This window comes from Limosilactobacillus coleohominis 101-4-CHN (assembly GCF_000161935.1).
In the GTDB taxonomy this organism is placed as follows: domain Bacteria; phylum Bacillota; class Bacilli; order Lactobacillales; family Lactobacillaceae; genus Limosilactobacillus; species Limosilactobacillus coleohominis_A.
This window is the reverse complement of record NZ_GG698804.1, coordinates 57,357-82,473: the sequence shown is the minus strand read 5'-3', so window position 1 is coordinate 82,473 and position 25,117 is coordinate 57,357. Positions and strand designations below refer to the sequence as shown.

28 protein-coding genes are annotated in these 25,117 nt (G+C 41.6%); 23 read left to right on the top strand and 5 right to left on the bottom strand.

The window, feature by feature from the left end:
- Positions 1-50 precede the first annotated feature (50 nt).
- Positions 51-686 carry a uracil phosphoribosyltransferase gene (upp, locus tag HMPREF0501_RS05490; RefSeq protein ID WP_006916904.1) on the top strand — a complete coding sequence of 212 codons (636 nt, stop codon included), beginning with the start codon at positions 51-53 and terminating at the stop codon, positions 684-686.
- A gap of 34 nt (positions 687-720) precedes the next feature.
- Here upp and HMPREF0501_RS05485 read toward each other — a convergent pair whose 3' ends face one another.
- Complete coding sequence (locus tag HMPREF0501_RS05485) at positions 721-1,374, bottom strand: histidine phosphatase family protein (protein ID WP_006916903.1); 654 nt, start codon at positions 1,372-1,374, stop codon at positions 721-723.
- A 156-nt stretch (positions 1,375-1,530) separates the two neighbouring features.
- Here HMPREF0501_RS05485 and HMPREF0501_RS05480 point away from each other — a divergent pair, with 156 nt between their 5' ends.
- From HMPREF0501_RS05480 to HMPREF0501_RS05380, 21 genes are all read left to right on the top strand, one after another.
- A complete protein-coding gene (locus HMPREF0501_RS05480; protein ID WP_006916902.1) occupies positions 1,531-2,628 on the top strand; it encodes a YibE/F family protein in 1,098 nt (365 codons plus the stop codon).
- Complete coding sequence (locus HMPREF0501_RS05475; protein WP_040455979.1) at positions 2,625-3,416, top strand: YibE/F family protein; 792 nt, start codon at positions 2,625-2,627, stop codon at positions 3,414-3,416. Before HMPREF0501_RS05480 ends, HMPREF0501_RS05475 begins: the two co-directional genes overlap by 4 nt.
- Positions 3,417-3,548: 132 nt before the next feature.
- Positions 3,549-4,826 carry a uracil-xanthine permease family protein gene (locus HMPREF0501_RS05470; protein ID WP_006916900.1) on the top strand — a complete coding sequence of 426 codons (1,278 nt, stop codon included), beginning with the start codon at positions 3,549-3,551 and terminating at the stop codon, positions 4,824-4,826.
- A 180-nt stretch (positions 4,827-5,006) separates the two neighbouring features.
- Positions 5,007-5,717, top strand: coding sequence for a F0F1 ATP synthase subunit A (atpB, locus tag HMPREF0501_RS05465; RefSeq protein WP_006916897.1), 711 nt, complete (start codon positions 5,007-5,009; stop codon positions 5,715-5,717).
- A gap of 31 nt (positions 5,718-5,748) precedes the next feature.
- A complete protein-coding gene (gene atpE, locus HMPREF0501_RS05460; RefSeq protein ID WP_006916896.1) occupies positions 5,749-5,961 on the top strand; it encodes a F0F1 ATP synthase subunit C in 213 nt (70 codons plus the stop codon).
- A gap of 44 nt (positions 5,962-6,005) precedes the next feature.
- Positions 6,006-6,509, top strand: coding sequence for a F0F1 ATP synthase subunit B (atpF, locus tag HMPREF0501_RS05455; protein WP_006916895.1), 504 nt, complete (start codon positions 6,006-6,008; stop codon positions 6,507-6,509).
- On the top strand, positions 6,506-7,048 hold the full coding sequence (atpH, locus tag HMPREF0501_RS05450) for an ATP synthase F1 subunit delta (RefSeq protein ID WP_006916894.1): 543 nt from the start codon (positions 6,506-6,508) through the stop codon (positions 7,046-7,048). The genes atpF and atpH overlap by 4 nt, the downstream gene beginning before the upstream one ends.
- Before the next feature lie 31 nt (positions 7,049-7,079).
- Positions 7,080-8,639 carry a F0F1 ATP synthase subunit alpha gene (gene atpA / locus HMPREF0501_RS05445; protein ID WP_006916893.1) on the top strand — a complete coding sequence of 520 codons (1,560 nt, stop codon included), beginning with the start codon at positions 7,080-7,082 and terminating at the stop codon, positions 8,637-8,639.
- Between the two features lie 33 nt (positions 8,640-8,672).
- On the top strand, positions 8,673-9,611 hold the full coding sequence (locus tag HMPREF0501_RS05440) for a F0F1 ATP synthase subunit gamma (RefSeq protein WP_006916892.1): 939 nt from the start codon (positions 8,673-8,675) through the stop codon (positions 9,609-9,611).
- Between the two features lie 21 nt (positions 9,612-9,632).
- The gene (gene atpD / locus HMPREF0501_RS05435) at positions 9,633-11,054 is read left to right on the top strand and encodes a F0F1 ATP synthase subunit beta (protein ID WP_006916891.1); all 1,422 of its coding nucleotides are present in this window, start codon (positions 9,633-9,635) and stop codon (positions 11,052-11,054) included.
- Positions 11,055-11,065: 11 nt separating this feature from the next.
- Complete coding sequence (locus tag HMPREF0501_RS05430; RefSeq protein WP_040455978.1) at positions 11,066-11,491, top strand: F0F1 ATP synthase subunit epsilon; 426 nt, start codon at positions 11,066-11,068, stop codon at positions 11,489-11,491.
- A gap of 114 nt (positions 11,492-11,605) precedes the next feature.
- Positions 11,606-11,836, top strand: a complete 231-nt coding sequence (locus HMPREF0501_RS05425) for a DUF1146 domain-containing protein (protein WP_040455977.1) — start codon at positions 11,606-11,608, stop codon at positions 11,834-11,836.
- 15 nt (positions 11,837-11,851) lie between these two features.
- On the top strand, positions 11,852-13,096 hold the full coding sequence (locus HMPREF0501_RS05420; protein ID WP_006916888.1) for a UDP-N-acetylglucosamine 1-carboxyvinyltransferase: 1,245 nt from the start codon (positions 11,852-11,854) through the stop codon (positions 13,094-13,096).
- Between the two features lie 89 nt (positions 13,097-13,185).
- Positions 13,186-14,211 carry a rod shape-determining protein gene (locus tag HMPREF0501_RS05415; protein ID WP_006916887.1) on the top strand — a complete coding sequence of 342 codons (1,026 nt, stop codon included), beginning with the start codon at positions 13,186-13,188 and terminating at the stop codon, positions 14,209-14,211.
- 6 nt (positions 14,212-14,217) lie between these two features.
- Positions 14,218-14,451, top strand: coding sequence for a membrane protein insertion efficiency factor YidD (gene yidD / locus HMPREF0501_RS05410; RefSeq protein ID WP_040455975.1), 234 nt, complete (start codon positions 14,218-14,220; stop codon positions 14,449-14,451).
- 18 nt (positions 14,452-14,469) lie between these two features.
- Entirely contained in the window at positions 14,470-14,694 is a 225-nt protein-coding gene (locus HMPREF0501_RS05405; RefSeq protein WP_006916885.1) for a DUF2969 domain-containing protein, read from the top strand.
- A 31-nt stretch (positions 14,695-14,725) separates the two neighbouring features.
- Positions 14,726-15,922, top strand: coding sequence for an FtsW/RodA/SpoVE family cell cycle protein (locus HMPREF0501_RS05400; protein WP_006916884.1), 1,197 nt, complete (start codon positions 14,726-14,728; stop codon positions 15,920-15,922).
- 8 nt (positions 15,923-15,930) lie between these two features.
- Positions 15,931-16,221 (top strand): hypothetical protein, encoded by a 291-nt coding sequence (locus HMPREF0501_RS05395; protein ID WP_006916883.1) that lies wholly within the window; start codon positions 15,931-15,933, stop codon positions 16,219-16,221.
- 63 nt (positions 16,222-16,284) lie between these two features.
- Complete coding sequence (locus HMPREF0501_RS05390) at positions 16,285-17,241, top strand: DUF2785 domain-containing protein (protein WP_006916882.1); 957 nt, start codon at positions 16,285-16,287, stop codon at positions 17,239-17,241.
- A gap of 110 nt (positions 17,242-17,351) precedes the next feature.
- A complete protein-coding gene (locus HMPREF0501_RS05385; protein WP_006916879.1) occupies positions 17,352-18,485 on the top strand; it encodes a D-alanine--D-alanine ligase family protein in 1,134 nt (377 codons plus the stop codon).
- A gap of 288 nt (positions 18,486-18,773) precedes the next feature.
- Entirely contained in the window at positions 18,774-19,595 is an 822-nt protein-coding gene (locus tag HMPREF0501_RS05380) for a helix-turn-helix domain-containing protein (protein ID WP_040455973.1), read from the top strand.
- A gap of 79 nt (positions 19,596-19,674) precedes the next feature.
- On the opposite strand, the gene HMPREF0501_RS05375 is transcribed toward HMPREF0501_RS05380, so the two are convergent.
- The 4 genes from HMPREF0501_RS05375 to rpsD form a co-directional block, all read right to left on the bottom strand.
- Positions 19,675-20,157 (bottom strand): universal stress protein, encoded by a 483-nt coding sequence (locus HMPREF0501_RS05375; RefSeq protein WP_006916876.1) that lies wholly within the window; start codon positions 20,155-20,157, stop codon positions 19,675-19,677.
- 336 nt (positions 20,158-20,493) lie between these two features.
- Positions 20,494-21,750: a replication-associated recombination protein A gene (locus HMPREF0501_RS05370; RefSeq protein WP_040456037.1), complete on the bottom strand. Its 1,257-nt coding sequence runs from the start codon at positions 21,748-21,750 to the stop codon at positions 20,494-20,496.
- 36 nt (positions 21,751-21,786) lie between these two features.
- The gene (locus HMPREF0501_RS05365) at positions 21,787-22,248 is read right to left on the bottom strand and encodes a YueI family protein (RefSeq protein ID WP_006916872.1); all 462 of its coding nucleotides are present in this window, start codon (positions 22,246-22,248) and stop codon (positions 21,787-21,789) included.
- 85 nt (positions 22,249-22,333) lie between these two features.
- Positions 22,334-22,942, bottom strand: coding sequence for a 30S ribosomal protein S4 (gene rpsD, locus HMPREF0501_RS05360; RefSeq protein ID WP_006916870.1), 609 nt, complete (start codon positions 22,940-22,942; stop codon positions 22,334-22,336).
- A 359-nt stretch (positions 22,943-23,301) separates the two neighbouring features.
- On the opposite strand from rpsD, the gene ezrA reads away from it, so the two are divergent.
- Positions 23,302-25,002 (top strand): septation ring formation regulator EzrA, encoded by a 1,701-nt coding sequence (gene ezrA / locus HMPREF0501_RS05355; RefSeq protein ID WP_006916868.1) that lies wholly within the window; start codon positions 23,302-23,304, stop codon positions 25,000-25,002.
- The last annotated feature ends 115 nt before the right edge of the window (positions 25,003-25,117 follow it).

The following is a 25,117-nucleotide window of genomic DNA, read 5'->3' as shown; positions in this document are numbered from 1 at the left end:
GACATGGTTTTTGGTACAATAATTGAGAAACAAAAAGGAGTGTATTAACCATGGGAAAGTTCGAAGTTTTAGATCATCCGCTGATCCAACATAAATTGACGATGATTCGTGACAAGAATGTTGGCACGAAGGTGTTCCGCGAAACGGTTAAGGAATTGGCGACATTGATGGCATATGAAGTTGCTCGTTCGATGCCACTCAAGGATGTTGAAGTGGAAACGCCAATTGCCAAAACCACTAAAAAGGAATTGGCTGGTAAAAAAGTAGCGATTGTGCCGATTTTGCGGGCTGGTCTAGGAATGGTGGATGGAATGACTGAATTAATTCCAGCTGCCAAGATTGGTTTTATCGGGATGTATCGAGATGAAGAAACTTTAAAGCCTCATGAATACTTTGTGAAGTTACCCAACGACATTACGGAACGCCAATTATTTGTGGTTGACCCAATGCTAGCCACTGGTGGTTCAGCAATTATGGCAATCGAAGCCTTGAAGAAGCGTGGATGTTCCGAAAAGAACATTAAGTTTGCTTGCTTGGTAGCTGCACCAGAGGGTGTGCAGGCCGTTCGTGAAAAGTTCCCTGATGTTGATTTATACACTTGTGGTTTAGATGATCACTTAAATGACGATGGCTACATTGTTCCTGGACTGGGTGATGCTGGGGACCGGCTATTCGGTACGAAGTAAATAAAAAGCTCTGCACAATGCAGAGCTTTTTTATTTAAAGAGTGGAGCGATTATATTCGACCATGCGGACGTTACTTGGTAATGACATGGCTAATTCCGTTACTCCAGCATTACTAGGAAAATTGTTCACGATATTAACCCCAAGATAATCTGCGATGGTTCTGATGAAGGCCCCATGAGAAACAATTAGTACATTGCCGCCGGTCGGTAACGCTTGGGTAATATGAGCAAGCCCCTTTCGAAAGCGAGTGATGACGTCAGGATAGAGTTCTGCTTTATGAGTAGGATCATCATCTTGCATCAGTTGGCGAACATAAGCGAACCCTTTTTTGGCGATGATATCGTCCTGGCTAATGAAACCATTGCGTTGGGCGATTCTTTGAAAAACTAAGTCGGCGGGCAGACCCTCAAAGGCAGAGAAGAAGACTTCACGGAAAGCGGGGTCAGATTGAATCGGCAGCGTAGCAGAAGATAGCTGCTGGACAATTAGGTCCCGGGTTTGAATGGCGCGATTTAAATCTGATGAAACGACTAAGTTGAAATTAATGTTATGCAAGGCTGCTCCGGTAGCAATGGCTTGCTTTTTACCGAGTTCTGTGAGTCCGGAATCAATCCATCCTTGAAGGCGATGAAAAGTATTTAAAAATGTTTGGCCGTGACGAACCAAGTATAAGTGATACTCAGCCATAAAAAATCAGTCCCTTTTGATGTATTTGATGGGTTTATTTTAAAACAGATTGATTAAAAAACGATTAGTTTACTAAATTAATGCTGACAGGAAAATGATTCAGCGTAAAATAGCTGTTATAGAAAGAAGCGATTTAATGCTAAAATCACGAGTAAAATGGTCGCGACGTGCTGGCTAGTATGCTTACTGATTATTGGTGCTGTAGTTAGTATTATTTGGAGCTGTAACAACCAGCAATTTTACCAGCGCCCAATTGGTAAAGTAGTGAGTGTACAAGTCACTCATCAACAAAAAACACAAGATCAGTTCAATAATCGAGACCAACAATTTAAGCAGCGGGTCACCCTGCAAATAATGAACGGTCGCCATCGTGGGCAACGGGTGACAACCAATAATACATATTCAAAGTCAGGCGGCATGGATCAAAAGTACCGACGCGGTCAGCAAGCTTTTTTAACTCAATTGCGAAGTGATCACGGTCAATTAACTGCTAACGTAACCGGCTTAAAGCGTGATACGACAGTTGTTGTTTTAACTTGGTTAGTAATTTTATTATTAATTATTATGATGGGCAAGGTCGGAGTGTTTGCGTTATTATCAGCATTACTTAACGTTGGCTTATTCATCGCGGCAATCCAGATTGACATTGCAACGCAGGCTCAATACATTCTGCCAATTTTTGCAGGACTATCGTTTTTGATGGCTTTAGCCACGCTCACGTTTGTTTATGGTTGGAATAAACAGACTTTTGCCACGCTATTAGCTACAATGCTTGGTGTTGGGATATCATTAGGCACTTTTTTATTGGTTAGTTCGCTAACCAATGAACGCGGGATTTACTATGAGGCTATGCAGTTTGTTACCCAAAATTACCGACTATTATATTTAGCAGAGATCATGATCGGTTGTTTAGGAGCGGTAATGGATGAATCAAGTGATATTTTAGCCACGATGTTCGAAGTTAAACGACTGGATCCCCAGGTTCAATGGCGTAAACTCTTTGCTGCAGGGCGGCAGGTCGGTCAAACAGTCATGGGTCCGCTGACTAACATTCTTTTAATGATTTTTCTGTTTTCGACACTGACCAACGCAGTTTTGATGCTGCGTAATGGAAATTCATGGGGTTATACCTTTAGCATGACGATGAGTTTAGGGGTTGCCCAAAGTTTAGTTTCTGGAATTGGTATTGTGGTAACCATCCCAGTGGTCAGTCTAGTTACATCTTTGTTGATTGCGAAGGAGGGCACAAAATGAGTACAATTACGGCACTGGGCCTGATTTTGCTTATCTTAATGATCATTGTCGGTGGTCGACAGGGCTGGATAGCGTTTTTAAGCTTGTTTCTGAATTTTTGTTACTTCTATATTGGCTTAGTTTTAGTTGCTCTCCACGTGGCCCCGCTTTGGGTGACACTTGTTTTAGGAACGTTAATTCTTGCAACAACCATTTTTATGGGGACTGAAGATCTTCGAGTCAGTATCAGTGCTTTTGAAGCAGCATTCATTGTCATGATCATAGTGGTAAGCTTAGTATTATTAACAGAGCACTTTGTTCAAGCTACCGGATTCAGTCTGGAGAATAGTAATGAATTGGAAGGAATGTCCATTCTGATTGGAATTAATTATGTTAAAGTTGGCAAAATGACAATGATTTTAAGCTGTTTAGGGGCAGTGGCAGAACTCACAATTGCCTTAGCTAGTGGCCTTAGAGAAATTATTACTGGCCAACCATTCCTTAAAGCTCCTGCTTTGCTAACAAGTGGCTTGCAAATTGGTCAGCATATTATTGGCACAACATTGAATACATTATTACTGGGCTTTCTAGGTAATTTTTTAGCACTTTTTGTTTGGTTTTTCGGACTTAACTATTCGTTTGGTGCAATTTTCAATAATAAATTACTGGTAACTGAATTAGTAACGGTCTTAATTTCGTTTATCGGGGTTATTATTGCTGTTCCAATTACTAGTGGCCTTGTGATTTGGAATTCGCAAAAATATGTTGACAAGGACGAGGAAAGTCAGTATGATACAGGCAATGAATAATTATCCTTTAATTAGGTCCAGAGAGGCCTCAAAGGTAGTACGTTTAAATAGGCACGGAGTGGATTGCTTTCCGTGAACGTAAACCCTTGGGTTCTCAAACCTAAGGGTTTTTTTTGGAAGGAGCGAGTTGCAATGGCAAAACGACGCGACGTAGTTCTGGACGTTGATGAACGGCCAAAAGCAGGACAATGGTTTGGTTTATCTCTGCAGCATATGTTCTCAATGTTTGGATCGACCGTGCTGGTACCAATTCTAGTAGGGTTAAATCCCGGAATTGCACTATTTAGTTCAGGGGTGGGTACTTTAATGTACCTGCTGATTACGCGACATAAGATTCCTGCCTATATGGGATCAAGTTTCTCATTCGTGGTCCCAATGATGGCATTGATGAAGACGACTGGATATCCAGGGATTGCCCAAGGGACGGTCGCAGTAGGGTGTGTCTACTTAATTGTGGCTTTGATTGTAAGTTTCTTCGGCTCAGATTGGATTGACCGGATTTTACCACCGATCGTTGTTGGGCCGGTAGTGATGGTAATTGGTTTGTCGCTTGCCGGCACGGCAGCGAAGGACGCGACGATTAATAATGGACATTATGATCTTCGTTTCTTTGCGGTTGCTATGCTTACGATGCTGTTGACGGTAGCATTTAATATGTACTTTAAGGGCTTTTTAGGATTGATTCCAATTTTGATGGGAATTGTTTTCGGCTACGTCATTGCAGTCTTATTCGGAATTGTGGACTTTAGCCCGGTAATGGCGGCACACTGGTTTAGCCTGCCTAAATTTCAAGTGCCATTTGTCAACTACATGCCAAAGTTTTATTGGGGAGCAATCCTTAGTATGGCTCCAATTGCCTTTGTAACAATGACTGAACACCTTGGTCATATTATGGTACTGAACGAATTAACGGAACGAAACTATTTTAAGAATCCTGGATTGAACCACACCCTCGCCGGTGATGGGACGGCATCCATTATTGCAGGGTTCGTTGGTGGACCACCAGTCACTAGTTATGGTGAAAATATTGGTGTTTTAGCAATTACAAAGGTCCACAGTGTCTACGTTATTGCTGGAGCGGCTCTCTTTGCAGTGTTCTTTAGCTTTGTTGGTAAATTAAGTGCGTTAATTGAATCAATTCCTTCACCAGTAATTGGTGGAATTTCATTCCTTTTATTCGGGGTCATTGCTTCAAGTGGTCTGCGGGTGATGATTGAAGATCAAATTGATTTTAATAAGAAACGGAATTTAATGATTTCTTCAGTTATTCTAGTGATTGGGATTGGTAATGCATACCTGAAATTAGGTCAATATCAATTTTCTGGTCTAGCAGTGGCAGCAGTGCTTGGCATTGCCTTGAACTTGATTTTGCCACAAGAAGCGGCTAGTGAACGCAATGATGAAAAATAGATTAAAACATCTAATATTTTTATCATTTTGCATCTTGGCCAAGAGTCAGAATTCATCGGCGGGCCTTTGATATTTAGATTAAAAAATGATATATTTAGGTCTGTAATTTGAGTCTTGTCATTACATTTCTCAACTTTACAGACCTTATTTTATGTTATGAGGAAAAGAGGTGGAATATGAATGGGCGGTGATGCTTATACTTTTAACCTTTTTGGCCTGACATTTAATATCACCAATATGATTTCTGGACTGGTCGTCTGTGTAATCGTCTTTTGCTTATTGTTTGGGTTGTCACGACATATTCAAATGAAGCCGAAGGGTGGTCAAAATGTTCTTGAATGGCTGGTTGAATTTACGAATGGGATTGTGCGTGGCCAGATGAATCGTGACATTAGCGGTGCATATAGCTACTTCATTTTCATTCTGTTTATTTTCATCTTCGTTGCCAACCAATTGGGACTCTTTCTCCAGGTCGGTTGGAACGGTCATGAACTGGTTAAAAGTCCAACGGCCGATCCAGTGATTACTTTGACGTTCTCGCTGATGGTAATCGTTCTCTCACACTTTGCCGGAATGGTTCACAACGGTATTAAAGGATACTTTGCTGAATTTGTTTCGCCAAGTGCATTAATGTTGCCGATTAACCTAATTGAAGAAGTAAGTAACTTCTTAACATTGGGTCTCCGGATTTTTGGTAATATTTACGCTGGGGAACTTTTGCTAGGCTTGCTTGGTAAAATGGCTTTCTCGCACGGATGGCCAACAATCATTGTTAGTTTGCCAGTTGAAATGATTTGGCAAGGATTCTCAGTGTTTATTGGTGCAATCCAAGCTTATGTCTTTGTAACATTAACAACGGTTTATATTTCTCGGAAGGTTTCTGGGGATTAGTACTTATATAATTTTAAGGAGGTACTCAAAAATGGGTGCAATTGCTGCTGGTATTGCTGCCGCTGGTGCAGCGCTCGCTACTGGTTACGGAAACGGATTAGTTATTTCTCATACTGTTGATTCAATGGCTCGTCAGCCACAAATCGCAAGTCAACTCCGGACAACGATGTTTATCGGTGTTGGTTTGATCGAAGGGGTTCCTATCTTGGCAATCGTTGTTGCCTTCTTGGTTATGAACAAGTAGTGACGACAGAAGCGCTTTAAAGAATAGGAAAGGAGGTGTCATGAATGCTAGTTCTGGCTGAATCAAACAGCTTATACATGGGTGATATGTTATTTTACTTAATTTCATTCATTATCTTGGCACTATTAGTTTGGCACTTTGCATGGAAGCCGGTTACCGAAATGATGGAAAAACGGGCGAACAAGATTGCTGATGACATTGATAGTGCTGCTAAGGATCGTAAGGATGCTGCGAAGTTAGCTGCTCAACGGCAAGCTGAATTACAAGGCTCAAAGCAAGAAGCCACCCAAATTGTGGATGAAGCACGGAAAAATGGTGAAAATCTTCGTAACCAAATTGTGGATGAAGCTCATCAAAACGCGCAATCCATTCAAGAACAAGCACAACGTGACGCTGAACAAGCACGTCAAGATGCACTGAATGGCGCAAAGGATGACGTTGCAAACCTATCTCTTGAAATTGCGGCTAAGTTGATTAATAAGCAATTAAATGCGGATGATCAACAACAGTTAATTGATTCTTACATTGAAGGGTTGAGTAAAAAATGAGTCTTGATAAGAAGACGGTTGCTAAGCGGTATGCCAAGGCATTATTTGAATTGGTTGATACTGACGACCAACTGGAACAGACTTATCAAGAACTTGTTGCACTGCGGACTGTTTTTGAGCAGAACGCCGGTCTGCAACGGGCCCTTAGTGGAACCAATTTAAGTCAAGACCAAAAAGTAGCGATGGTCAATGAATTAAAGCAGGGTGCCAGTCAATTGGTAGCTAACTTAATTCAAATGGTTTTCGATTATGGTCGAATGGACGAAATGGTTGCAATTATTGATGAGTTTGAAACACAGTATGACCAAGCACGCAAACGGGTTCATGCTGATGTCGTCTCTGCCGTGCAACTGGATGAAGAAAGACGCAATAAACTAGCTGAAACTTTAGCACATCGTTTAGGTGCCAACAAAGTCGTACTAAATGAAACAGTTGATCCGAAAATTATTGGTGGATTGATTGTTAAAGTCGGTAGTCAGACACTTGATGGTAGTCTAAAGACAAAGTTGGAGAAGATGCGTCGGTTACTTGTTAATTAGGTTGTTTTGTACTTGAAGAGGTGAGATTTGTATGAGCATTAAAACTGAGGAAATCAGTTCACTCATCAAAAAGCAACTTGCCAACTACCAAGACACAATCTCCGTTGAAGAAACGGGAACTGTGACTTACGTAGGTGATGGTGTTGCTCGTGCCGACGGGCTTGAAAATGCCATGGCTGGTGAGTTGCTCGAATTTGATAATGGCGTCTACGGGATGGCCCAAAACCTCGAATCGAACAACGTCGGTATCGTTGTTCTAGGTGACTATACAGGAATTCGTGAAGGAGATACGGTCAAGCGGACTGGTCGGATCATGGAAGTTCCTGTTGGCGATGCCTTACTCGGTCGGGTTGTGGATCCCTTAGGACGACCAATTGACGGTCTTGGCGAAATTAAAACCGACAAGACACGTCCAATTGAAAAGAAGGCTCCTGATGTTATGGAACGGAAGAGTGTTTCTGAACCGCTCCAAACTGGGATTAAGGTGATTGATGCATTAGTACCAATCGGTCGTGGTCAACGTGAGTTGATTATCGGTGACCGGAAGACTGGGAAGACTTCAATCGCCATTGACACAATTATTAATCAAAAAGATCAAGACATGATTTGTATCTATGTCGCAATTGGTCAAAAGGAATCAACGGTTCGGGCAGCAGTTGAAACTCTGCGGCGTTATGGTGCCCTAGATTACACGATTGTTGTATCTGCTTCGGCTTCTAACCCGGCTCCATTGCTGTACATCGCACCGTATGCAGGTGCCGCAATGGGTGAAGAGTTCATGTATAATGGCCGGGACGTTTTGATTATCTATGATGACTTATCAAAGCAAGCGGATGCTTACCGTGAACTTTCATTGATTTTACGGCGGCCACCTGGTCGTGAAGCATACCCTGGTGACATTTTCTATACTCACTCACGGTTGCTGGAACGGGCAGCCCGGTTATCGGATGACTTAGGTGGAGGGTCAATGACAGCCTTACCAATCATTCAAACACAAGCTGGTGACGTGTCTGCTTATATTCCAACTAACGTTATTTCCATTACTGATGGTCAAATCTTCTTAAATGCGGATTCATTCTATGCTGGACAACGGCCAGCCATTGATGCCGGGACTTCGGTTTCGCGGGTTGGTGGTGACGCCCAAGTTAAGGCGATGAAGAAAGTATCTGGGACCCTTCGTTTGGATATTGCTTCCTATAACGAACTGGCTTCGTTTGCCCAATTTGGTTCTGACTTGGATGCTGCCACCCAAGCTAAGTTGGCCCGTGGTGAACGGACGGTTGAAGTCTTGAAGCAAGGCTTACACCAGCCACAACCAGTTGAGCAACAGGTTGTGACCTTGTATGCCCTTGGTCATGGTTACTTGGATAGTTTACCAGTTGATGATATTCTACGGTTTGAAAGTGAATTAGCTAACTTTATGCGTGCTAACCACCAAGATTTGTATGATCAAATTAAGTCAACTGGGAAGCTGCCAGAAGGCGACGCATTGGATCAAGCGATTAGTTCCTTTAAGGATACGTTTGAAACTAGTGATCAAAAGAAGTCAACTGCTGCTGATCAAGATGAATCACAAGAGGCTGAAAACTAATTACTGACGTTTAAGAAAGGATGGTGAGATTTAGTGCCAGCATCATTAGCTGCAGTTAAGCGTCGGTTGGATTCAACGCGGAGTACGCGTCAGATTACAACCGCGATGCAGATGGTTTCTACGGCAAAGTTGAACCAAGTTCAAAGCCATACCAAGACCTATCAAGTCTATGCTGATGAGGTCAAGGCAATTTTGGCAAGCCTGGTTAAATCTCATATTGCCACTCTAAAAAACAGAGAAAATGCTGAGAAAATAGGGGCTGAAATTGGCTCGCTATTTGATGAGCGCCCGGTAAAAAAGGTCGGTATTTTAGTAATTACATCTGATCGGGGATTGGTGGGGAGTTACAACAGTAACGTCATTAAATCCACCCTCGATACAATGAAAAAGAATGGCCTCACCAAAGATAACACCGTTTTTCTTACGGTTGGAAAGACCGGGACGGAATTCTTCAAAAAACGGGGAATGAATGTTGTCTTTGAGTATACGGGTGTGAGCGACGTGCCCACCTATCGTGAAGTGGAAGGAATTGTTAAAAAGGCTGTTCAAATGTTTGAGGACGGGGTTTATGATCAACTATATATTTCGTATAGCCATTTCGTAAACCGGATGGTCTCGCATGAACGAACCGAATTATTTCTCCCGATTTCGCAAAAGTCATTAGAGGAACATGAAGATGAACGGGTAAAAGAAAGTGTAACTGCGGATATCGAAGCAGAATACGATCTTGAACCGGGATTGCTACAGATGATTAGTTTGTTAGTTCCCCAATATGCTAATAGTTTAGTATATGGAGCGATTTTGGATGCTAAAACATCGGAACACGCATCGAGTGCTAACGCTATGAAGTCTGCTTCTGATAATGCTGACGATATTATTGCGACATTACAGTTGCAATATAACCGTGCACGTCAAGCTGCCATTACCACGGAAATAACAGAAATTACTGGTGGAATGACAGCACAAGAATAATTCGTAAATGGGAGGAAATACATGAGTACTACTGGTAAAGTTGTCCAAGTTATTGGACCAGTTGTCGATGTTGAATTTCCTGCAGACGAAAAACTCCCTGAGATTAACACTGCTTTAAAGATTCAAGAGGCTGATGATAAGACCTTAACGGTTGAAGTGGCCCTTGAATTAGGTGATGGTGTTGTCCGGACAATTGCGATGGATGGTACTGACGGTTTAAAGCGTGGTATGGACGTTGAAAATACTGGTGCTTCAATTAGTGTGCCAGTTGGTGACGATACTCTCGGACGGGTGTTTAATGTCTTAGGTGAACCAATCGATGGTGGACCAGAATTTGGCGAAGACGCTCAACGGATGCCAATTCACCGGGATGCACCGAAATATGATGATCTGAACAACGAAACTGAAATTCTGGAAACCGGGATTAAGGTTATCGACTTGTTAGCTCCTTACGTTCGTGGGGGGAAGATCGGACTCTTCGGTGGTGCCGGAGTTGGTAAGACCGTTTTAATTCAGGAATTAATCCATAATATTGCCCAAGGACACAACGGGATTTCAGTCTTCACCGGTGTTGGCGAACGTAGTCGTGAAGGTAACGACATGTACTACGAAATGAAGGGTTCAGGAGTTCTTGACAAGACAGCCATGGTTTATGGCCAGATGAACGAACCACCTGGTGCCCGGATGCGGGTAGCTTTGACTGGTTTAACAATCGCTGAATACTTCCGTGATGTGAAGGGACAAGATGTTTTACTGTTCATTGATAACATCTTCCGGTTTACCCAAGCCGGTTCAGAAGTATCTGCGCTACTGGGGCGGATTCCTTCAGCCGTTGGGTATCAACCAACTCTGGCAACAGAAATGGGTCAACTTCAAGAACGGATTACTTCTACTAAGAAGGGGTCCATCACTTCAATTCAAGCGGTTTATGTGCCGGCCGATGACTACACCGACCCCGCACCAGCCACTACGTTTGCCCACTTGGATGCCACTACCAACTTGGAACGGCGGTTAACGCAAATCGGGATTTATCCAGCTGTGGACCCACTGGCATCGACATCAACGGCCTTAACGCCAGAAATCGTTGGTCAGGAACACTATGAAGTAGCAACCGAAGTTCAACACGTCTTGCAACGGTACCGTGAACTTCAAGATATCATCTCGATCCTAGGGATGGATGAATTATCTGATGAAGAAAAGACGATCGTGGCGCGTGCACGACGGATTCAAAACTTCTTATCCCAAAGCTTTAGTGTTGCCGAACAATTTACGGGTACTCCTGGGGCTTATGTGCCATTGAAGGAAACCGTAAAGGACTTCAAGGAAATTCTGGAAGGGAAGTATGACGATCTTCCAGAAGAAGCCTTCCGGTTAGTTGGTAATATTGATGACGTCAAGGCAAAAGCAAAGAAAATGCAAGAAGACTCAGCAGTTAAAGATTAGGAGGGATGATCATGGCTGATGCAACTTTCCACGTTAGCATTATCACTCCCGACGGTACCGTTTATGACGATGACACGACCATGCTGATCGTGACAACCGGAACCGGTGAAATGGGATTGATGGCAGATCACCTTCCGCTAATCGCTTCTTTAACGATTGGTGAGTTAACTGTTAAGCATGCGGATACTGGCGACCATGACACTTTTGTGGCGGTGAACGGCGGCTACGTCAAATTTGATGGTCAACATGCCGAAGTCATTGCTGATAGTGCCGAATTGCAAAAGAACATTGATGTCAAGCGGGCGCAAAATGCGAAAGCACGTGCTGAAAAATCTATTCAGCACGCTCGTGAGGTCAATGATCCAGATGAATTATCTCGTGGACAAGTGCACTTGGCACGTGCAATTAACCGGTTGCGAGTATCAAATGAAAATTAAAAGGTAGCTTGGCATAACGCCAAGCTATTTTTTTAATATAAATTTAAACTTTACATTGATGATAGGGTGCTCCTTGATGAATATGGTAAGATGAATTGGTTGAGGAGGCGTCAAATGCAGTACAACGGAATGCAGTCAGTTTTGACATTGATTTTACAATTAACGTTTACGATTATTACTTTTCGTGCCATTCAGTCATTTCATTTGGAGACGTTTTTCCGCCATCCACCACAAGGCTTGCCAGCTCTGATCGTTCTACTTGCGATTACCATTGGCTATGCTTGTGGCTCGTTTTTTGCGGAGTTCTTTATTGTTCTACATGGATTACTAAATATGGTGCGCTAAAAAAGGAGGGGTTGGATGACTAAATTATTGATCCAGGGTCATCATTCATTACGTGGCGAGGTCGAATTAAGCGGTGATCAACAGACGATTATGGCGATTCAGGCCGCTAGTTTACTATCAACCCACGGTACAGTCATTATTGATAATGTTCCAGCCACCGCAAACGTTGTTGCTATGAATCAATTATTACAATCTTTGAACGTTGTAATCGAGTTTGATCGCCATCAACAAATTTTAAAGATGGATGCAACACGACATATTGAACCGGTTAAAATTAGCGGTCAAGAACTGTTAGCCGCTGGAGCAATTTTAGCTCGCTGTCGTCATGTCCAACTGGTTGATAATGGTGTCAATCCTGAATATCAGCAAACGATGATTCGGATTGGTGAATTTCTTTCACAAATGGGTGCCACGATGACGACTGCTAATGAAATGATTGACATTACGGCGGATCATTTAATTGGTCAGAAAATTGACTTACAAAATGATACTTTAGCAACCACCCTTACACTAATGATGGCGGCCACCATGGCCCAGGGAATTACGGTTCTGAATAACCCGTACGACCATCCTGCGGTGATCGAATTAGCAAAGGTCCTCAATAAGATGGGGGCCCGTGTTCATGGTGCAGGAACTAAGGTTTTGCGGATCCAAGGGGTAACTTTTTTGCATTCAACCGATTATTATGCACTAGATGATCAAGAAGAGGCGAGTGTTTGCCTAATCATTGGTGCCCTAACGGCGGGAGATGTGCTTGTTCGTGGTGCCCGGCAGGTACATCTCCAACCGTTGATTGATCACTTAGAGCAAATGGGGAATACCGTGATTATCCAGCGAAACGGAATTCGGGTAATCGGTACTAGATTACAACTACCCATTGACATTCAGCCTGAAATCAGTCGATTTACTGGATCATATACGCAAATTGCGTTACTGGCTCTTCAAATGGTTGCTCAGGGTACTTCCACAATTTCAAACTTTTCTAAAAGCGAGTTAGATGTTTTGGGATGTGCAGTGGCCGATCGATATAAGCAATTAAAATACGAGGACCGGCAGCTAGTAATTCATGGACCGCTAAAACAGTACCCAAAGGTTGTAACGACCAACTCGCCAATGACGGGGTTGTTGGCTTTGCTGGATGCGTTAGTTGCAGATCAAGTGACAATGATTAATCCAGCGGAGGTTGCGGGGGGCAGTTTTGTCCATCTGATTGACCGACTTATCGAACTGGGTGCAAAAATTGAATTAAGTTTTGAATAAGTACGGTTTATCAAGCGCGTCTAGCCTACATTGCGAGTAGTGATGTGGTATAATATCAAACGATTTATTTATGATTAAAGGAGAAAATTATGGCAAAAGATATTGGAATTGACCTGGGGACAGCCAATGTTCTAATTTATGTTCAGGGAAAAGGAATTGTCTTGAATGAACCATCAGTGGTAGCAATTGATACAAATACCAACAAGGTGTTGGCAGTTGGATCAGAAGCATATCGGATGGTTGGACGGACGCCAAGTAATATTCGGGCGATCCGGCCATTAAAGAGTGGGGTCATTTCTGATTTTGATGTGACTCAAGAAATGCTTTCCTACTTTATTGGTAAACTGAGTGTTAAAGGGGTAATGTCAAAACCCAACATTATGATTTGTGCTCCAACCAACATTACTGAGATTGAAAGAAAGGCGATTATTCAAGCGGCCGAACAATCTGGTGGTGGCAAAGTTTATCTTGAATATGAACCAAAAGTAGCGGCGATTGGTGCAGGCCTAGATATCTTTAAGCCAAGCGGTAATATGGTTATTGATATGGGTGGCGGTACCTGTGATATTGCCGTCCTATCATTAGGTGATATTGTGACAAGTCGTTCAATTCGAATGGCGGGGGACAAGTTAAATGCAGATATTGCTAACTACATTAAAGATCATCATGGTTTGGTAATTGGTGAACATACCGCTGAACAAATTAAAATTAAGCTCGGTACTGCCTTGAAAGTGGACGAACCAAAGAAGATGGATGTTCGTGGCCGTGATGTTACCAGTGGAATGCCACGGCAAATCGAAACGGATGAAAATGAGATTGAAGAAGCTCTTCATGATACTCTTCAACAAATCGTCAAAGCAGCGATTTCTGTTCTTGAAACGGTGCCACCAGAATTAGCTAGTGATATTATCGATCGCGGAATTATGTTGACTGGTGGGACTTCGCTGTTAAATGGGGTTGACCAACTTTTTAGCGACAATTTAAAGGTTCCAGTGGTGGTTTCTCAAGACCCATTAGACAATGTCGCCAAGGGTGCTGGAGAAATGTTGGAGCGGATGCAAAAGAATGCTAGTGATAGCGGTGCTAAGTCTAGCTGGTTCTCGCGGAAGAAGTAATGCTTGATGGCGAAGTGGTTAATTAAGGCGGTTCGGTGGTATCAACAATGTATTTCACGCCGCCGACCATACCGGGTCTGTCGATTTGAGCCGACCTGCTCTGAATACATGATTCAGGCAGTGGCGCGTTTTGGCATAAAGGGCGTCCTTTTAGGGATTGGACGCATTCTGCGTTGTCACCCTTTAGCAAAGGGCGGTGTTGATCCGGTTCCGCTTCATTTTACTTTTAAACATAACTAGATAGGTACAGGTGAAAAAGTGGCAAAAAAAGAGAAAAATATTGAGGTAAACGTTAAAGATCTTGAACGAAATCATCAATCGATTCAACAAGTTTTCATTGGGAAACAGCTGATTGGTGAAGTAACAACTGAGGAGAGCCGGTTTAAGGCACTTCTCTTGAGCGGCAACCAAGAGTTTATTGTCCAATCACAAGAAGAAGGATTGGAAACAATCCTGCAACAATACCATTTACACCAACGCTAATTGTTAGCGGGAGAAAGGAAGTTGACTGGACATGCAACGTTCGCAAAGCGAAGAGATTGAGTCGCGAATTGACTGGGGAATTATCTTTTGCGTACTGCTGTTAGCGTTGATTGGTTTAGCATCGATTTACGTAGCTGGGACCCACGATCGTCAACAAGTGAGCGTGGTTCGACAAGTTGTTACGCAATTGGCTTGGTATGTAATTGGGACCATTTTAGTAATTGTCATTATGCAATTTGATTCCGAACAACTGTGGAAGATTGCACCAATCGCGTATTGGGTCGGGATTTTCCTGATGTATGCGATCCTAGTTTTTTATAGTCGATCATATTACGCTAGTACTGGGGCTAAAAGTTGGTTTGCAGTTGGTCCGTTTACGTTTCAGCCTTCTGAAATTATGAAGCCAGCCTATATTTTGATGATGGGGCGGGTAATTACTACTCACAATAGTGAGTATGCCGTTCACACCGTTAAAAATGACTGGCAATTAATTGGAACGATGGTCCTATGGCTATTACCGGTCCTCATCTCATTAAAACTTCAAAATGACTTTGGGACGGCGCTGGTATTTTGTGCAATTTTTGCAGGAATGATTTTAGTATCTGGAGTAACTTGGAAGATCATCGCGCCAGTTGCAGCAGGAGCGGTCGTAATTGGTGGTTCTGTTTTAGCCATGGTAACGAGTACGGTTGGACGACGAATTTTGGAACACGTTGGCTTTCAAGCATATCAGTTTGATCGGGTAGATACTTGGTTAAATCCTGCCAAGGATACGACTAATCAAGGATATCAGTTATGGCAGAGTATCAAAGCGGTCGGCTCCGGTGGAATTATGGGAACTGGGTTTAATAACTCGCACGTGTACGTACCGGTGCGTGAATCAGATATGATTTTTTCAGTAATTGGCGAAAACTTTGGCTTTTTAGGGAGTATTTTGTTGATTCTGCTGTACTTACTGCTTATCTATCTGATGATCCGAGTAACTTTTGATACGAAAAATGAATTTTATGCCTATGTATCAACGGGGGTTATTATGATGATCCTTTTCCACGTGTTTGAAAATATCGGAATGAATATTGGACTATTGCCATTAACGGGGATTCCGCTACCGTTTATTTCAGCCGGGGGGTCGTCGTTAATTGGAAACCTGATTGGGATTGGTATGATTATGTCGATGCGTTACCATCACCATTCATACATGTTTAGCAGTAATCAGGAATTTCACTAGGTGATTCGATGATTAAATTTGAAAAACCGTGGGTAATTGAAGAGAACGGTGAAGAATTCATTTTAAAGTTTTCACCACCGCTTCTCAAGGAGTTGGGCACGATAACTTTTTTGGACCTGCCTAATCGTGGTGCACTCTTAACCGAGGGAATGCCATGTATTAGTCTTGAAGCTACTAATTGGCTAGGAACTTGTAAAGTACCAGTTAGCGGTAAAGTGGTTGATGTGAATGACCAGATTACTGGTCTTAACAGTCAACAATTAACCAGCCCAGACTGGATTTTAAAATTAAAAAAGTGAACAGTATCAAGGGTCTGAATCTGTGTAGGGTTTAGACCTCTTATTATTAATGAGGAGCGTCAAATGGTAAAAAGAAGTATTACTGAAGTGCAGACGGCATTAGTTAATCTCCACCAGCAGTTAGTGAGTGGGGAGATCTATCTTGATGCAATTCCCAAGATTGATAGTTTGATTGAGAATGTAAAACACGAAAGCCGTACGCCAGTTGAGATTGCTGAACCAGAACATCACGATCAACAAATTTTGACTAATTTTGTTAGTGATGTCCAGGCTGGACAGCATCCGCAAGTTGATGCGGAACTAATTAACGTCATTTTGAAGTTTGCTAACGCTAAATCAGTTACTTTTCGGCGGATGATTTTAGTAACGGTCGAGAGTGCATTAGAAAATAATCTAATTTCGACAGAGCAACTCAAAACGCTATTTCACCATTTTAGCCAACCAGATATTTTGTTGGCTCATATTGATCAGGCAACAAATCAAGCAGCATTTGGTCGCTCAATTGCAGTGAATATTTTACGGCTGATATTAATTGCCGATCGTTCTGGATACTTCTTTCTCACTCAAGATGATATCTCATCCTTTTTAAATGTAGTCGGATTGATGGCAATTTTGGAACGGGATACCCGTGGTTTTGTGGAAGGAGTCGGTTGGGTTCATTTATTTACTGGAATGGCTAACCTTAATAATGAACTAGCCGAACATGACGAGTTGGTCCGCGGGGACAAAATTTTCTTAATGGCGACTTTAGTAGAAGGTTATAAGAAAATTGAACATTCTTTTTCAATGGGTGAAAATGAAGACGTGGCTAACTTTTTACTGAAGCTTTTCCAACAACATCAGTTATATCAAGACTTCTTTATTGAGCAACTAAAAGTTTGGCGGAGTGAACTAAATAGTTTCAATCCGTATTCAAAGGTTCTGTGGGTACAATTATTCAATTACCGTCACTTAATGCAGAGTTTAATCATTGACGGTAACCTGCCCGAAAAAGTAATGAAGGCGATCGTTACCGATTAATTATGGATGATCATAGTCAAATTAATTAGGAGTATGGTATACTTAGGGTTCAGTAAAACGGACTGAGGGTACTCGGTAAAAATAAAAAAAAGAAAATAGGTGGTATTTTTATGACAGTAAAAAAGCTGAATATTGCGCTACTCTTTGGTGGTAATTCATCTGAGCATGATGTTTCCAAACGATCCGCACACAATATCTATGATGGAATGGATAAGGATAAATATAACGTCAAAGTCTTTATGTTTACCAAGGATGGGATCTTACTTGATAACGCTGCTTCACAAAGGATCTTTGATGGTGAACCAGAAGACCAAGTGGTTAAGGAAGCATATGCCACGATGGATTTGGATTCACCATTAGCACCACTGGAAGCTTTACGAACAGCAGGGCCAATTGATTTCTTCTTCCCAGTAATTCATGGGAACCTCGGTGAAGATGGGACGGTACAAGGACTCTTCCGGCTGTTGAAGAAGCCATACGTTGGTTCCGGAATTACGGCGAGTGCCTTGTCCTTTGATAAGGATTATACAAAGCGGATCTTAGATCTTGCAGGGGTCCGGAATACACCATACGTATTGGTAACTCCAGAGAATCGTGATCAGTACGATTGGCAAGCAATTGAAAATGAATTGGGCACAACCGTATTTGTAAAACCAGCAAAGCAGGGATCTTCAGTTGGTATTCATAAGGTGGAAAATGAGCAAGAGTACCAAGCGGCACTTGATGATGCTTTCATCTATGACTATAAGGTACTAGTTGAGCAAGCCATCAATAACCCTCGTGAGGTGGAAATTTCCATTTTAGGGAACGAAAAACCAATTGCTTCTAAGCTAGGTGGTGTGCGTGTGCCAAAGGGGGATGCGTTCTACGATTATGAAAACAAATTTGTGGATGCTTCCGGTGTGGTTTTTGACCTCCCAGTCATCTTACCGGAAAAGTTAACCCGAGAAATTACCGAAATGGCTTTGAAAGCTTATAAAGCGTTGGATATGAAGGGCTTGGCACGGATTGACTTCTTAGTGGATGAGAATGATGTACCATACTTAGGTGAACCTAATACCTTACCAGGCTTTACCAACATTAGTCTGTATCCACAAATGTGGAGTGTTTCTGGAATTGATTACTCAACGTTGATTGATAAGTTGATTGAGTTAGGAATTGAAGAATTTAATCATCGTTCCAAGATTAAGTACTCTTTTAAGGAACTTGGCGAAGAGCACGTAGGGAAAAAGGAATATCATTAGATTCAAATTAAGATAATTTAAGATTTAGATGGACTACGATTGTATTTCATATAATCGTAGTTTTATTTATGATTTAGTTATCGAGTGGTTCTTATCGTTTGTTAATTAATTGTAATATTAAATAATTAGCAATAATTCTTAACATTTCGTAAGTAAAGTTATAAAATTAGAAATAGTTAAGCAGGAGATAGGTCATTTGTTAAATTAATTGGCATATTGATGAGTTTGATTAATATTACTAAATTATCGTAGGATAATTTGAATATTTTAATGTTAGAAGGGGATCGTATGAAATTAAAAGGAGAGAAGCTACGTAATATCCGTCGAAAGCGGGGACTTTCACAAACTGCGCTTTCAGTAGGAATTTGTACTCAGGCGACGATCAGTTTGATGGAAAAACAAGATCGAATTCCGAAGATGAATATTTTGACGGCAATTTGTGGCCGACTGGATATTGACGTTAGTGAAATTGTTGAAGATGACAATAATTCAATGACGCTATTATTCGATCAAATTGAAAATGCTGTCGTTCACGAAAATTATGCCGATGCCAAGAAAATGCTGACGAAGATCAAAGTTAAAAATTTGGAAAATGAATTTGATAAGCAGCGTTATTACTACTTGGTTGGAATGTACCAGGTTGAAACAGACCAGGTTGATGATGCGATTTTTAATTTTGAATTGATTTTGACACAATTTTCAACCATGAGTGCTAATATCTACTGGGCTTTAACAACAGTCGGAATGGCAATCGCCTATGAAAAGTTAAATAACCAAGCGCGAGCACTTAAATTTGTTCAAAGGGCGGTTAGCTTAATCGACGAAAAACAAATGACTGGTGGACAACGTCAATGGCAAGTAATTTACCGTAACATCGCTGAATTATACATTAGTTTGAAGCAATGGAAAGATGCAATTAAAATGGCTCAGCGCGGGATTAAGATTTGTCGGGAAAATGAATCATTCTTCCTGTTAGATAATTATTATTACCTGATTGCCCAAGCCCAGATGGTGGGTGGACAACGGCAAGCAGCCAAGGATTCAATGGTGATCGCTAAAAATGTGGCCTTAGCAGCTGATGATCAGGATCTCGTTAAAAAGATTGGTTAAAATTAAAAAAATGAGGATAACGAAAATCACTTGATGTGAAATCGTTATCCTCATTTTTTATTATTTAGCTTAGTTTACTTTACTTTTTAGGAACTGCTACTGGCTTGTTGTCCAAATTAGTCCGAATGACCATGACATCACAAACTGCGGTCCGCGTTACGAATTCAGTTACTGAACCGATTAGAATTCGTTCAACGGCATTTAAACCAGTGGCCCCAATCATAATCAAATCAGCATTTAATTTTTGGGGAACATCACGGGCAATGATTGTCTTTGGTGCCCCATATTCAATGGTGTAGCTAACCTTAGCAACACCTTGCTTCTTTGCATAATCTACATATTCATCAAGGGTCTTCTTAGCAGTCTTAGTTACTTGTTCAACCATTGAACTGTCAAAACTAGAAATGTTTTGGAAAGCCCGGGTATCGATAACGTGAAGCAGGTGGAGTTCAGTTTCATCACCATTTCGCTTGGCAACGGCTACTGACTTCTTGAAAGCTAATTCAGCTTCTTCGGAACCATCAACTGGAACTAGAATACGCCGATATTGTTGTACAACCATGATAACAACCTCCTGTACATTTGTTACCATTATTTTACACCATTTTTGCAATCTTCGTAAAGAAACGCTCAAACAAAAAGAGGCTGATATATATCAGCCTCTCTATGTACGGAGAACTCCGTTTATGCCGTTATCTGTTCGACAGTGTTGACCTGTAGTTAAGACAGGTGGGATCTGGTGCACAATTTTCAACTACCGAATGAAAGGGCATGTTGTCCACTGTGTTAACGCTGACCCCGATACAAAATGGTTGTAAGGCAAACCTGTGAAATGAACAAAGCGTACACAATAGAATTCCCTTACTCAAATCCTAGCATATTATTAAAGGATGTGCAATTAAGACTGTTTTCCCTGAGCGTTGCGCAATGCCTGATATTGTTTTGCGTAGGCCGTTTCAAAGCGCCCATTGTGCTTCGGATGATAATATTGATCATCTTTAATGGCTGTCGGTAAGTATTGTTGACGAACCCAATCTTCAGGGTAGTCATGCGGATATTTATAATCAGTACCGTGGCCAAGCTTGGCAGCACCTTGATAATGAGCATCTTTGAGATGATCTGGAATCCTACCATAGTGCCCCTGATGAAGCCGTGATAAGGCAGCATCAATAGCCATGATGGCCGAATTAGATTTAGGTGACAGACAAAGTTCAATGACCGCATTAGCGAGTGGAATCCGTCCTTCAGGGAACCCTAATCGTTCGGCCGCTTGAATAGCAAGAATGGTTCGTTCACAAGCGGGAGGATTGGCTAACCCAACATCTTCATAGGCAATTACACTAAGCCGTCGAGCAATACTTGGCAAATCACCCGCTTCAATAAGTCGTGCAAGGTAGTGAAGGGCAGCGTCGACATCACTTCCGCGAATCGACTTTTGAAACGCAGAAACGGTATCATAATGGCCATCACCATTTTTATCAGCAACGAGGCTCCGTTTCTGAACACTTTCTTCGATGATGGGCAGGGTTAAATGAATTTGACCCGCGTCATTGGGTGGGGTGGATTTAGCAGCTAACTCAAGCCCATTTAGAGCACTCCGTAAATCACCATTGGTGGCAGTTAACAATTGGGTTTCTGCATCGTCATCAATTTGAATGGGTAATTTACCGAGGCCCCGTTCTGGATCCTGAAGAGCACGTTCAACAGCCACGCGCATTTCATTAGTTTTAAGGGGATGGACTTCAAAAATTTGCGTCCGACTCCGAATGGCTGGGTTGATGTTAATATATGGATTCTCTGTTGTCGCACCGATGAGGATGATTTTACCACTTTCTAAATGGGGTAAGAGAAAATCCTGTTTGGCCTTATCCAACCGATGGATTTCATCCAGCAGTAAGATCACAGTTCCACTCATCTTTGCTTCTTCCACCACAATTTGGAGATCCTTCTTGGTATCGGTAGCGGCATTCAGGGTACGAAAAGCATACTTAGTAGAACCGGCGATGGCACTTGCAATACTGGTTTTTCCAGTGCCGGGTGGTCCGTAGAGAATCATTGACGAAAGCATCTTAGCTTGGACCATCCGCCAGATGATTTTCCCAGGGCCCACCAAGTGTTGTTGACCAACCACTTCTTCAATTGTTCGAGGACGCATTCGATAGGCTAACGGTTCCACATGCAAGCCTCCTTTCTAGAGATGAAAAATTCTTTTTAAAAATGATGGGTGGTGTTTAGTTTGGTGATCATCTTGAGGTGATTGCTTACCATACTTTTTGCTGACATCTACCGGCGATTGGTAAACTGCTTTATGATCCGTCACAATTACGGCCAGATCATCATCGCCAGTTTTAGTTTCGGTCCCGGTCTTAATCGTAAATTGCACATTTGCGGTATTGGCGACCGTCAGGTAGTTACGGGTAAGCGAGTCGTCAATATTACCATTAATGATAACCAAACTATCAGGATGAACAGTGAGTTCTTGGCGAAGGGCATCAGACCAATCTTGTTGTTGTACCTCAGCAACGGACATTGTTAACCACACTCGTTCACGAAACGTGCCAAGGTAGCGACGTTGTTCATCAGGTTTAATTTTCGGAGAACCATAGATTCCATTTTGAAGTCGTTGTTCCACGTTTGAATGTTCTTCAGTCATATTACCAGCACTCCTTTATAATAAGGCTATTGTAACAAAAAAAGACCGGGAATGAATCCCGATCTTTTTGATATGGATATGATGATTAAAGCTTGTTGTAGAATTCAACGATCAGAGCTTCATCAATATCAGCGTTCATATCTTCACGTGCTGGAAGGCGAACTAACTTACCTTCAAGCTTATCAGCATCAAATTCAACATATGAAGGACGAGCAACCACAGCATCAACTGCGTTCTTGATAATGTCTAAGTCCTTGGACTTTTCGCGAACACCAATTACTTGGTCAACTGAAACTTCATATGAAGGAATGTCAACGCGTTTGCCATCAACGGTAATGTGACCGTGGTTAACCAATTGACGTGCTTGACGACGGGTAGTAGCCAAACCTAAACGGTAAACCATGTTATCCAGCCGACGTTCCAAAAGAACCATGAAGTTAGTACCGTGAGTACCTTCCTTGATCTTACCGGCACGCTTGAAGAGGTTCCGGAATTGACGTTCAGTCAAACCGTACATGAAACGAAGCTTTTGCTTTTCACGTAATTGAGTACCGTATTCAGATAAGCTACCACGGCGATCATTACCATGATCACCAGGAGCGTATGGACGCCGAGCTAATTCCTTACCAGTACCTGAAAGTGAAACACCAAGGCGACGAGATAAACGCCAACTTGGACCTGTATAACGAGACATAAATAAATTCCTCCAATATTATTAGTTGGAGTAAAATAATCCGATTGTAAGGTCACATTCGTGCATGATGATTGGATCGTTCACCCTCGCAGCCGGGTTACTAAAAACACCTAAACGGCATCACCATGTTGACGAGCTTGCTCCTTACTGCTGCATTATTTTACACAAAAACTATCATACTATAGTGATGCTCCCTAGTCAATGCAATCTTGCTTGATATTAAAATGAAACTTTTAAATCGACAAGCATTATCCGACTGAACGGTAAAAAAATTATAATTTATGATATAATTTGAAGCGATGTCAGATTTTCACAATCTTAGTAAATTTGGTTATGATATTTTAGGTGGGTTTAATGATATGTTGCAAATTTTAATTGGTATTTTAATCATTGCATTAATTGTATTAGCCGTGATTTTCTTTTATCAACGACGAATTAATTCGATGATTAAAGAATTAACGGAACAATTAGAGAATTTAAATGCTGATCGGTTGGCAAAGGAATTAGCACCAGTGCATTTGGAAAGTTTAATGGGGGAATCTCTCAAAAAATTTACGGCACTGCGTAAAGATTACGATAACAACTTTGCGGGCAAGTACCAAGAAGCGCAGCAATTGGTGAAGGATATTCAGACTAATTTACATGGAACGAGTGTGTTTAGCACCAATCAACAGGTAAATGAACTGCGTGCTCTGGTAACGGCGCTTACTACAGAGGAGCAGAAACTGCAAAGACAGGTTGATGACCTTAACCATGCAGTCAAAGCTCAGGATGAGGCAATTAAGGAATTGCGTCAGCAGTATAATCAGTTTGGCCGGACGCTAGATGAAAAAGCCTTTGACTATGGTGATAGTCAAGATGAATTACAAAAACGGCTCGTCAACTTAGAGAAAAAGTATGAACACTTTGCTGAGATTGCCCGCCGTGGAGATCACGAGGCTGCACAGGAACTATTGAATGATTTGCAAGAACGGACAGCTGCATTTAAAAAGCTGATTCAAGAGATTCCTGGCTTATATCGTCCCTTATATGCGGTTTTTCCAGATCAGTTGAAGGAATTGCAAAGTGGTTATCAAAAGTTAGCAGCTCAAGATTATCATTTTACTGAAGATGACATTGATCAACAAGTTGAGCAGTTGGAAAAAGAACGCCAAATGGCGCTGAAAAAACTCACGAATTTAAATATCGCCCCAGTGAAACAGGCTAATCAAAACCTAGCACAAAAAATTGACCATTTATATGATGTCATGCAAAAGGAACTAGATGCCAAACCGTTGGCAGAAAAGCACCAACCAAAAGTGATGGATCATTTGAACCATACACAAAAGCAAAATCAGGAATTAATGAATGAGTTACAACGGTTGAGTAATAGCTATACATTGAATAATGATGAAATTTCGGATACGCGACAGTTGGATGAACAATTAAAGGATATTGCTAAGCAGTGTCAGGATGATCAAGCAATGCTTGATAAGCATACGGCGATTTTTAGTGTTATCTGGGAACGTCAGCAAAAGTTAGAAAACAATCTGCTAGAGATTGAAAAGCAACAGAAGTCCATTAATGATGGTGTAGCAGGTTTGCAAGCTGATGAACAACGTGCACGGAAGGCATTACAACGGTTTGTTACCGATATTCGTGCAACCAAACGCCGTGTGGAAAGTTTAAACCTACCTGGAATTCCACAAGATTACTTAGACTATTTCTTTGTGGTGAGTGATGAAATTACCAAATTATCAACTGCGATGAACCAACAGCAAATTAATATGGAAGATATTACGAAACAATTGTTAATTGTCCAAGATGATTTGGAAACATTACATGATAAAACCGATAATTTACGTGATAGCGCTGCTTTGACTGAGCGGATGATTCAGTATGCCAATCGGTTAAGTACGACCAATGATACGATTGACCAAGATATTCAAAAGGCTCAGGAATTATTCAACCGCCACGAATATTCAGCGGCATTGGAAACGATCGGTACGGCTCTGGAAGAAGCGGAAGCTGGTTCGTTTAAACGAATTGAAAAGGATTATTACCAACAAATGAAGAATTAAAACTAAATAATAAGGGCGATTCAACTCAGTAATGGAATAATTACGGATTGAGAAATCGCTTTTTTAGTTACCAATAGTAAGTAATGTTTGTTATAATCAAACGATGATTAGAAAT